Source organism: Micromonospora sp. NPDC049580 (assembly GCF_040675595.1).
In the GTDB taxonomy this organism is placed as follows: Bacteria; Actinomycetota; Actinomycetes; order Mycobacteriales; family Micromonosporaceae; genus Micromonospora.
This window is the reverse complement of the sequence record NZ_JBFAPG010000491.1, coordinates 1-4730: the sequence shown is the minus strand read 5'-3', so window position 1 is coordinate 4730 and position 4730 is coordinate 1. Positions and strand designations below refer to the sequence as shown.

Below are 4730 nucleotides of genomic sequence, written 5' to 3'. Positions count from 1 at the left end.
GGACGCTGGCCAGCAGCGCGCTGGAGGTCTCCACGCCGTGGCCGTTGCCCGGCAGGCCGGTGGTCTGCGCGGTCGGCCGAGCGGCGGTGACGGCCAGTTCCAGCAGGTTGGAGTTGTTGTCCGGGTTGATGAACTTGTCCTGCAGGTCGACCCGGCCGGTGATGGTGGCGCCGGCCTGCTGGAGCTTTTTGAGCACGCCCTCGGTGTGGTCGCGCCCGTTGGGCAGGCTGAGCACCACCACCCGGCGGCCGGTGAGCGTGCCCGGCAGGACGACCTGGGACACCTGCTCGGCGAACTCCTCCTCCAGGCCGAGCTGCTTCTCCATGCTGTTGACCTGCTGCCGCAACTGCTGGTTGTCCTTGCGCAGCCCGGTGACCTGCTCCTTGAGCGAGTCGGCGACGGGGCCGTTGAGGGCGGCGGTGCCGACCACGAGGCCGATCGCCAGAGCCAGGAAGACCGCGGTGAGGGACACCACGTGGTAGCGGAAGTTGATCACGCTTGCAGCCTCTTGATCGGTCGGGAACTAGAAGAGCCGGTACAACTGGAACACGAAATTGTCCCACCACTCGGCGACCACGCCCAGGTACGCCTTCCCGACGGTGGAGACGGCCACCGCGGAGGCCATCGCCGCGATCGCCGAGAGCACCAGCAGCAGCAGCGACGAGCCGGAGATGCTCTGCCGGTAGAGCCGGCTCACCCCCTTGGCGTCGACCAGCTTGCCCCCGACCTTCAACCGGGTCAGGAACGTGGAGGCCATTCCGCCGCGCCCCTTGTCCAGGAACTCGACGAGCGTGGCGTGAGTGCCGACCGCGACGAGCAGGGACGCGCCCTTCTCGTCGGCCAGCAGCATCGCCAGGTCCTCACTGGTCGCCGCGGCCGGGAAGGTGATGGCCGGGACGCCGAGGCCGTTGACCCGGGGCAGGCCGGGCGCCCGCCCGTCGGGGTAGGCGTGCACGATCACCTCGGCGCCGCAGCGCAGCACGTCGTCGGTGACCGAATCCATGTCACCGATGATCATGTCGGGGGTGTAGCCGGCCTCGACCAGCGCGTCCGCGCCGCCGTCCACGCCGATCAGCACCGGCTTGAACTCCCGGATGTACGGGCGCAGCACGTCCAGGTCGGCCTTGTAGTCGTAGCCGCGCACCACGATCAGGCAGTGCCGGCCCTGGATCTGGGTCTGGATGTCCGGAACGCCGACGCCGTCGAGCAGCAGGTCGCGTTCCTGGCGCAGGTAGTCCATCGTGTTGGCGGCGAACGCCTCCAACTGCACCGACAGCCCCTCCCGGGCGTCGGACATCGCCTTGGCGACCGACTCGGCGTCCTGCAGGGTGCCGTGCGCCACCGGCTCCTCGCCGGCGAAGACGGTGTTGCCCTCGATCCGGACCTGGTCGCCCTCGCGGATCCGCTCGAAGACGCCCTCCCCGAGATCGTCCAGGAGCGGGATGCCGGCGGCGATCAGCACCTCCGGCCCGAGGTTGGGGTAGCGGCCGGAGACCGACGGCTTGGCGTTGAGCACCGCCGCGACACCGACAGCGACCAACGAGTCGGCCGCCACCCGGTCCAGGTCGACGTGGTCGATGACCGCGATGTCACCGGGGCGCAGCCGCCCGACCAGCCGTTTCGTCCGGCGATCAAGGCGCGCGGTGCCGAGGACTCTGCCCGGCTCCGCGTTTCGGTTCCGGCGCAACGTGGGTAGACGCATCGTGACCATCCTGGCATGTGAGGCAGGCTTTTCTGTCGCGACATGCCTGAGCAGGGCCGCCTACCCAGGGAAGCACACGTCGGCACAAGCCGGTGTGCTTGCGCTCACAATACGCGGCGTCACAACCGCCTTTCCTTGGCGGCCACGGCCAGCAGCTCCTCGGCGTGGGCGATACCCAGATCCGAATCGGGCAAACCGGCGAGCATCCGGGCCAGCTCGCGGGCGCGTTCGGTGTCCTCCACGACCCGCACCCCGCTGGTGGTCACCGCGCCGCCGGTGTCCTTCGCCACCACCAGATGCCGATCGGCGAACGCGGCCACCTGCGGCAGGTGGGTGACGACCAACACCTGGTGGCTGCGGGCCAGCCGGGCCAGCCGGCGGCCGATCTCCACCGCGGCCTGGCCGCCGACGCCCGCGTCGACCTCGTCGAAGACCAGCGTGGGCGGGCCGCCCGAGCCGGCGAAGACCACCTCGATGGCGAGCATCACCCGGGACAGCTCGCCGCCGGAGGCGCCGCGCTGCAACGGCAACGACGGCGCGCCCGGGTGGGCCAGCAACCGCAGCTCCACCTCGTCGCCGCCGTCCGCCGCGACACCCGCCTCGACGCCGTTGATCGTCAGCGTCGGCTCGGCCCGTCCGGCCGGTCGGGGCAGCACCGCCACCTCGATCCGGGCGTGCGGCATGGCCAGACCGGCCAGCTCGACGGTGACCTGGTCGGCGAAGCGGACCGCCGCCTCCTGCCGGGACACGGACACCCGGGAGGCCAGGTCGGCCACCTCGCCGGCCAGCCGCTGCCCCTCGGCGTCCAGCTCGTCGAGCAGGTCGTCGGAGGTGTCCAGGTCGGACAGTCGGGTGCGGGCCCGGTCGGCCCAGGCGATGACGCCGTCGACGTCGTCGGCGTACTTGCGGGTCAACGCCCGCAGCGCGGCCCGCCGCTCGTAGACGTGCTGCAACCGGGCCGGGTCCGCGTCGAGCGTCGCCAGGTACGCCGACAGCTCCGCGGAGACGTCGGTGACCAGCGTGGCCGCCTCCTCCAGGCGGGCCGCCAGCTCCCCAAGCGCCGGGTCGGTGCCGGCCTGCGCCTCCAGGGTGCGCCGGGCCGTGCCGAGCAGCGCCGCCGCGTCGGGTGTCTCGTCGGCCGCCTCCGCGCCGCCCGCCACACACTGCTGGGCCACCTGCGCGGCCGTCCGCAGGCCCTCGGCGTGCTCCAACCGCTGCGCCTCGGTCTTCAGCTCGTCGTCCTCGCCGGGCTGCGGGTCGACGCGGGTGATCTCGTCGAGGCCGAGTCGCAGCAGGTCGGCCTCCTGGTTGCGCTCGCGGGCGTTGCGCCGCCGGTCGGCCAGGTCGTCGACCACCCGCCGCCACCCGGTGTACGCCTCGCGCAGCGCGTCGAGCAGCTTCTCGTGCGCCGGCCCGGCGAACCGGTCCAGAGCGGCCCGCTGCTCGGCGGGGCGCAGCAGCCGCAACTGGTCGGACTGGCCGTGCACGGCCACCGCCTGCTCGCCGACCTCGCCCAGCATCGACACGGGCATGCTCCGGCCACCGAGGTGGGCCCGGGAGCGGCCCTCCACCGTCACCGTGCGGCTGAGCAGCAACGAGCCGTCCTCGTCGGGCTCGCCACCGGCGTCGCTGATCCGGGCGTGCACCGTGTCGGCGACCCGGCCGGAGAGGCGTAGCCGCCCCTCGACCACGGCCCGGCCCGGTTGGGCACGGACCCGCCCGGCGTCGGCCCGGCCGCCGAAGAGCAGGCCGAGGCCGGTCACCACCATCGTCTTGCCGGCACCGGTCTCGCCGGTGATGACGTTCATCCCGCCGGTCAACGGCAGCGTGGTGTCCTCGATGACGCCGAGTCCGGTGATGCGCAGCTCTTCCAGCACAGCACCCGACAGTAGACGCGAGGGCCGACAGTTGACCAGCCGACGGGCCCCACGGCCGGGCCCCGGCACGGCCCGCACCTTACCGACGTACAGTCTTGCCCCGTGTCGGACGTGATCGGCCTGACCCCCGCCGAGGAGGAGCTCTACCGCTGCCTGCTCCAACTCACCACGGCCCGCGTCGACGAGCTGGTCCGCCGGCTGCGACGGCCCCGGGCGCAGGTCGTCGAGCAGGTCGAGGCGCTGCGGGCCAAGGGTCTGGTGCAGCCCACCGACAACGACCCGGACGCCCCGCTGCGCCCGACCGCCCCGGACGTCGCCCTCGGCGCGACGCTGCTGCGCCGCCAGGAGGACCTGGAGGCGGCCCGGCGCCGGGTCACCCAACTGGCCGAGGAGTACCGCTCCGGGCTGCGCCGCCACCACGTGGACCACCTGGTCGAGGTGATCCGGGGCGGTCGGGTGCTGCGCGACCGGCTGCGTGACCTGCAGAACTCGGCCCGCGACGAGGTGCTGTGGTTCTGCCGGGCGAACCCCCTCGCAATGGCCGGCCCGGAGAACGTCGAGGAGTTCGACGCGCTGGCCCGCGGGGTGAGCTACCGGGCCATCTACGAACGGGACCTGCTGCTGGAGCCGGGCGCGCTGGCCGACCTGGCCAAGGGGGTGGCCGCCGGCGAGCAGGCCCGCGTGCTGGACCGGCTGCCGGTCCGACTCGCCATCGTGGACGCGCGTACCGCCATCTGCCCGCTGGTGCCCGACCGCGACGGCGGCGAGCCGAGCGCCGCGGTGATCGGCCGCAGCCAACTGCTCGACGCGCTGCTCGCCCTCTTCGAGAGCCACTGGCGGGTGGCCACCCGGCTGCGACTCGACGACCCGCTCGCCGCCACCGCGACCGAGATCCGGCGCGACGAGGCCGACGACCGTCCGGTCGACGGCTACCAGCCCGACGCCGACGAGGCCCGGCTGCTGTCGCTGTTCGTGGCCGGCGTACCGGACAAGTCCATCGCCTCCCAGCTCGGGGTGAGCCGCCGGACGGTGCAGCGGCGCCTCGCCGACCTGATGGACGCCGCTGGCGTGGACACCCGACCCGGGCTGGCGTTCCAGGTCGCCCGGCGCGGCTGGCTCTGAACGCGGCCGGGCCCGCCGTCGCTTCGGAC

4 protein-coding genes are annotated in these 4730 nt (G+C 73.2%); 1 reads left to right on the top strand and 3 read right to left on the bottom strand.

What is annotated here, in order from left to right:
• From AB0J68_RS27615 to recN, 3 genes are all read right to left on the bottom strand, one after another.
• The coding region (locus AB0J68_RS27615; protein ID WP_363941268.1) for a copper transporter at window positions 1-496 on the bottom strand (496 nt) is incomplete at its 3' end.
• 27 nt (window positions 497-523) lie between these two features.
• Window positions 524-1702 (bottom strand): putative cytokinetic ring protein SteA, encoded by a 1179-nt coding sequence (gene steA / locus AB0J68_RS27610; RefSeq protein WP_234591007.1) that lies wholly within the window; start codon window positions 1700-1702, stop codon window positions 524-526.
• Window positions 1703-1821: 119 nt separating this feature from the next.
• Window positions 1822-3579 carry a DNA repair protein RecN gene (gene recN / locus AB0J68_RS27605; RefSeq protein ID WP_354861628.1) on the bottom strand — a complete coding sequence of 586 codons (1758 nt, stop codon included), beginning with the start codon at window positions 3577-3579 and terminating at the stop codon, window positions 1822-1824.
• Window positions 3580-3681: 102 nt separating this feature from the next.
• On the opposite strand from recN, the gene AB0J68_RS27600 reads away from it, so the two are divergent.
• Entirely contained in the window at window positions 3682-4701 is a 1020-nt protein-coding gene (locus AB0J68_RS27600; protein ID WP_363941264.1) for a helix-turn-helix domain-containing protein, read from the top strand.
• Window positions 4702-4730 lie beyond the last annotated feature (29 nt).